Annotated in this window: 5 protein-coding genes and 1 pseudogene; 2 read left to right on the forward strand and 4 right to left on the reverse strand. The window is 70.0% G+C overall.

Annotated elements, in window-relative coordinates; all coding sequences use genetic code 11:
• Both QAA18_RS12320 and QAA18_RS12325 read left to right on the forward strand, forming a co-directional pair.
• The coding region (locus QAA18_RS12320) for a penicillin-binding transpeptidase domain-containing protein (protein WP_279413338.1) at positions 1-1,208 on the forward strand (1,208 nt) is incomplete at its 5' end.
• Between the two features lie 59 nt (positions 1,209-1,267).
• Entirely contained in the window at positions 1,268-1,936 is a 669-nt protein-coding gene (locus QAA18_RS12325) for a hypothetical protein (protein ID WP_279413339.1), read from the forward strand.
• A 115-nt stretch (positions 1,937-2,051) separates the two neighbouring features.
• On the opposite strand, the gene QAA18_RS12330 is transcribed toward QAA18_RS12325, so the two are convergent.
• The 4 genes and pseudogenes from QAA18_RS12330 to QAA18_RS12345 all read right to left on the reverse strand — a co-directional run.
• Entirely contained in the window at positions 2,052-3,341 is a 1,290-nt protein-coding gene (locus tag QAA18_RS12330; RefSeq protein ID WP_279413341.1) for a citrate synthase, read from the reverse strand.
• 148 nt (positions 3,342-3,489) lie between these two features.
• Positions 3,490-3,732, reverse strand: a complete 243-nt coding sequence (locus QAA18_RS12335; RefSeq protein WP_279413343.1) for a type B 50S ribosomal protein L31 — start codon at positions 3,730-3,732, stop codon at positions 3,490-3,492.
• Positions 3,733-3,772: 40 nt separating this feature from the next.
• Positions 3,773-4,729, reverse strand: a complete 957-nt coding sequence (locus tag QAA18_RS12340; RefSeq protein WP_279413346.1) for a nucleoside hydrolase — start codon at positions 4,727-4,729, stop codon at positions 3,773-3,775.
• A 16-nt stretch (positions 4,730-4,745) separates the two neighbouring features.
• A pseudogene (locus tag QAA18_RS12345) lies at positions 4,746-5,000 on the reverse strand (ATP-dependent DNA helicase RecG); the annotation flags it as partial.

The raw sequence follows: 5,000 nt of genomic DNA on the forward strand, positions 1-5,000 counted from the left end.
CGCTGGTGTCGCTGGATCCGAACAACGGCGCGCTGCGTGCCCTGGTCGGCGGCTTCAGCTATGCGGGCACCAAGTTCAACCGCGCCACCCAGGCGCGGCGCCAGCCCGGTTCCAGCTTCAAGCCGTTCCTGTACGCAGCGGCGCTGGAGCGTGGCTTCACCCCGGCCTCGATCGTGCTCGACGCCCCGGTGGTGTTCAAGGACCGCGCCGGCAACGAATGGCGCCCGCAGAACGACACCGGCAACTTCGCCGGCCCGATGCGCCTGCGCGAGGCACTGGTGCAGTCGCGCAACCTGGTCTCGGTGCGCCTGCTCGACGCCATCGGCATCGACTACGCCCGTCGCTACATCGCGCATTTCGGCATCGACAAGGACATGCTGCCGCCGAACCTGTCGATGTCGCTGGGCACCGCGTCGCTGCCGCCGCTGATGGTGGCCGGCGCCTACGCGACCTTCCCCAACGGCGGCTTCCAGGTCACTCCCTGGTACGTGGACGAAGTCCGCGACCGCGACGGCAAGGTGCTGTTCGCCGCCGAGCCGGCCGTCGCCTGCCCGGATTGCGCGCTGTCCACGTCGGCCCGAACGGCGAGCACGCGCAAGGCCTCCAACGTGGTGGCCGGCTTCAACCTGGGCCCGTCGGGTCCGGCGCCGGCCGAGCGCGAGGTCTCGCGCGGCAAGCCGCGGTCGGCCGCGACCACCGTGCCCGCGTCCGACGCGGTGCTCGCGCCGCGCGCGATCGACGCCCGCGTCGCGTACCAGATGGTGTCGATGATGCGCGACGTGGTCCAGCGCGGCACCGGCGTGCGCGCCAGGGTGCTCAAGCGCGAGGACATCGCCGGCAAGACCGGCTCGACCAACGAGCACCGCGACGCCTGGTTCTCCGGTTTCGGCGGCGACATCGTCACCACCGTCTGGGTGGGCCGCGACGATTTCACCTCGCTCGGTTACGGCGAGTACGGCGGCCGGGCCGCGCTGCCGATCTGGATCGACTACATGCGCGTCGCCCTCGAGGGCCGGCCGGTCGCCCCGAACGAGCCTCCCGAGGGCATGGTCAAGGTTGCAGTGGATGCCGGCGGCCGGCTGCTGCCGGCCGGCAGCACCGGCATCAGCGAGTGGGTGAAGGCCGAGGACCTGGAGCGGATGGAGGCCGAGACCTACATCGAGCCGGATCCGGCCATGCAGGACGAGGCGGCGTTCGACATCTTCTGACGGGGCATGGAGTACAGTCGGGGCCGCGGCAGACATCCCGCGAGACCGGAGAGCGCGACATGCCCCATGCCCACGCCCGCCGCTATGCGCACGAACACGCGCTGACCCGCACCCGCGAACGCCGCCACCGCCTCGCCAACGAGGCGGCCCGGCTGATGGCCGAAGGCGGCATCCGCGACTACCACCAGGCCAAGCTCAAGGCCGCCGACCGCCTGGGCATCCACGACGACGCGTCGTTGCCGCGCAACCGCGAGATCGAGGATGCGCTGCGCGAGTACCAGCGCCTGTTCGCGGGAGAGTCCCATGCGGCCGGGCTGCGCGCCCGTCGCGAAGCCGCCGCACGCGCGCTCGAGTTCCTGGCCCGGTTCGATCCGCGCCTGGTCGGCACCGTCCTGGACGGCACCGCCGACGCCAACAGCCCGGTCGCGCTGCACCTGCACGCGGACGATGCGGACGCGGTGCCGCGTTTCCTCGCCGAGCACGCGATCCCGGCCGAGGCGCGCAGCCGCCGGCTGCGGCTGGATCCGCATCGCGAGCTGGATGCGCCGGTGTGGTTGTTCTCGGCGGAGGACCTGACGTTCGACCTGACGGTGTTGCCTCAAGCGGTCCTGCGCCAGGCGCCGCTGTCGGGGGTCGACGAGCGCCCGATGAAGCGGGCTTCGCTGGCCCAGTTGCGCCAGCTGCTGGCCGAAGACGAAATCTCCGCCTACGAAGCCGCCCTGCCGTAGGAGCGGCGGCAGCCGCGACGCGGGTTCCTCGCACGCTTACGCTGGAAAGGCGACGTCGCCAACCGCCCGCTCACGTGCGGGGCTTTTGATTCGCGGCTTCCGCCGCTCCCACGGGTCAGGGCTTGGCGTAGTCGCGTGCGGCGTGGCCGGTGTATATCTGGCGCGGACGGCCGATGCGGGCTTCCGGGTCTTCCTGCTGCTCGAGCCAGTGCGAGACCCAGCCGGCGGTGCGCGCGATCGCGAACATCACCGTGAACATCTCGGTCGGGATGCCCAGCGCCTTGTAGATGATGCCGGAGTAGAAGTCGACGTTCGGGTAGAGCTTGCGCTGCACGAAGTAGTCGTCCTTCAGCGCCGCTTCCTCCAGGCGCATCGCAACCTCGAGCATCGGGTCGTTGACGCCGAGTTCGGCCAGCACCTCGTGGCACATCTCGCGGATGATCTTGGCGCGCGGGTCGAAGTTCTTGTAGACGCGGTGGCCGAAGCCCATCAGGCGGAAGCCCGATTCCTTGTCCTTGGCCTTGTCGACCGCCGACTGCACGTGCTTCGCGTCGCCGATCTCGGCCAGCATCTTCAGCACGGCCTCGTTGGCGCCGCCATGCGCAGGGCCCCACAGCGCGGCCACGCCGGCGGCGACGCAGGCGTACGGGTTTGCGCCGGTGGAGCCGACCAGGCGCACGGTCGACGTCGACGCGTTCTGCTCGTGGTCGGCGTGCAGGATGAACAGCAGGTCGAGCGCGCGCGCGGCGACCGGCTTGAGTTCGAGCGGGCCGGCGGGGACCTCGAACATCATGTGCAGGAAGCGGTCGACGTACTCGAGGTTGTTGCGCGGGTACCTCAACGGCCAGCCGATCGAGTGGCGATAGCAGGCGGCCGCGATCGTCGGCACCTTGGCGATCAGTCGCACCGCGGCCATGCGGCGCTGCTCCGGATCGTCCAGGTCCAGGGTGTTGTGGTAGAAGCTGGCCATCGAGCCGAGCATGCCGACCAGCATCGCCATCGGATGCGCGTCGTGGCGGAAGCCCCCGAGGAAGCTCTTGAACGCCTCGTGCATCATCGTGTGGTGGGTGACGTCGCTCTCGAACGACGCGAACTCGCCCTTCGTCGGCAGATCGCCGTGCATCAGCAGGTAGGCGACCTCGAGGAAGTTCGACTTGGCCGCGAGCTGCTCGATCGGATAGCCGCGGTACAGCAGCACGCCTTCGTCCCCGTCGATGTAGGTGATCGCCGACTTGCACGACGCGGTGGCGCCGAAGCCGGGATCGTAGGTGAAACAGCCGGTTTCCTTCGGCAGCCTGCCGATGTCGATGCACGGGTTGCCGAGGGTGCCGGCCTGCACCGGGAGGACCACGGACTTGTCGGCGGCGGCCAGGGTTACCTGGTCGAAGGAAGGCTTCTGGGACACTGCGCTGGCTCCTCGATGCATGCGCACCGCGGCTTCATCGGCGGCGCTTGTGTGGGGGTCATCGGAATCCGCCCATTATCGCAGAAAACGCAAACGGCCGCCCCTGGGGCGGCCGTCCGGCACTGCGTTCGCGCCGACTCGCCGGCGCTTACTTGGTGTAGCGCTTCTTGAACTTGTCGATGCGGCCGCTGGTGTCCATGATCTTGTTCTGGCCGGTATAGAACGGATGCGTGGCCGACGAGATGTCCACCTTGACCAGGGGATACTCGTTGCCGTCCTCCCACTTGACCGTCTCCTTGCTGGTGAGGGTCGAACGGGTCAGGAACCGGAAGTCCGAGGTCACGTCCTGGAACACGACTTCGTGGTAATCGGGATGGATATCGGCCTTCATGGTCGCACCGGGGGCGTTTTGCGGGAGTAAGCCGGGTATTTTAGCCGCCGGCGGGGCCTTCGTGCAAGCCGGCCAGGGCGCCGCGGACCAGGGCCTCGAAACGAGCCTGGTCGTAGTCCATGAGGATCGCGACGTTGTCGGGACCCGCGCCGGAACGCTCCCAGTCCACCACGGTGGCCCCGCGGCCCGGCCCATGGGCCAGTTCCACGGCCATCGGGCGCTCCTCCAGCGGCGCGGCCGAGCCCGGCTCCAGCGCCAGGGCCATGGCCACGGCATCGGCGCAGCACCACTCCGCATGCCCGCGCTCGCGCCACCAGTCCAGCGTGAACCGGGAAATGGCGGCATAGAACGCCGCCCGCGGACCTGGCGCGCGCATCCAGGCCTCCGTGTCGGCCACCCCGAGCGGATGGCGCAGCACCACCTCCCAGTCGGCCAGCTCCACCCTGGGGAAGGCCTCGAACACGATCCGTGCCGCTTCGGGGTCGAACCAGGCATTGAATTCGGCCACGTCGGAGACGTTGCCCTTGCCGGTCACCGCCCCGCCCATCACCACGCAACGCGCCACCCGCTGCGGCAGGGTCGGGTCGAGCCGCAGCGCCAGGGCCAGGTTGGTCAGCGGGCCGAGCGCCACCAGCAGCAGGCGGCCGGCGTGCTCGTGCGACAGGCGCAGGATGGCCAGCGCCGCGTGCTCGTCCCGGGCGCCACGCGCGGCGGGCGCCAGCCCGGCTTCGCCGAACCCGTCGCGGCCATGGATGTATCCGGCGTCCCCGGCCGGATGCAGCAGCGGCCGATCGGCACCGGCGAAGACCGGCACGTCGTCGCGGCCGACGACCTCGCACAGCTTCAGCGCGTTGGCCACGGTGTGTTCGAGTCCGACGTTACCGGCGCAGACGGTAAGCCCGACCACCTCGTGGCCGGGGTCGTTGAACGCCATCAACAGGGCCAGGGCGTCGTCGACGCCGGGATCGGTGTCGATCAGGAGGGGGATTCTGGGCATGCACCGATTGTACGGGTCAGGCCGCCGCGTAGCGGGCGGCGCCGCCGATCCAGCGGGAGACCAGGAGGTCGGCGGTGGCCGGCGCCTCGGCCAGCAGCCGGTCGCCCAGCAGGTGGACCTGCGGCAGCATCCCGGCGTCGCGCGCCAGGTCGGCGACGCGGAAGCCGGCCAGACCGGTCTGGCGAGTGCCCAGCAATTCGCCCGGGCCGCGCAGCGCCAGGTCCTGTTCGGCAATCTCGAAGCCGTCGCTGGTCGAGCGCATGGTTTCCAG

This window comes from Luteimonas sp. 8-5 (assembly GCF_029763755.1).
Taxonomy (GTDB): domain Bacteria; phylum Pseudomonadota; class Gammaproteobacteria; order Xanthomonadales; family Xanthomonadaceae; genus Cognatiluteimonas.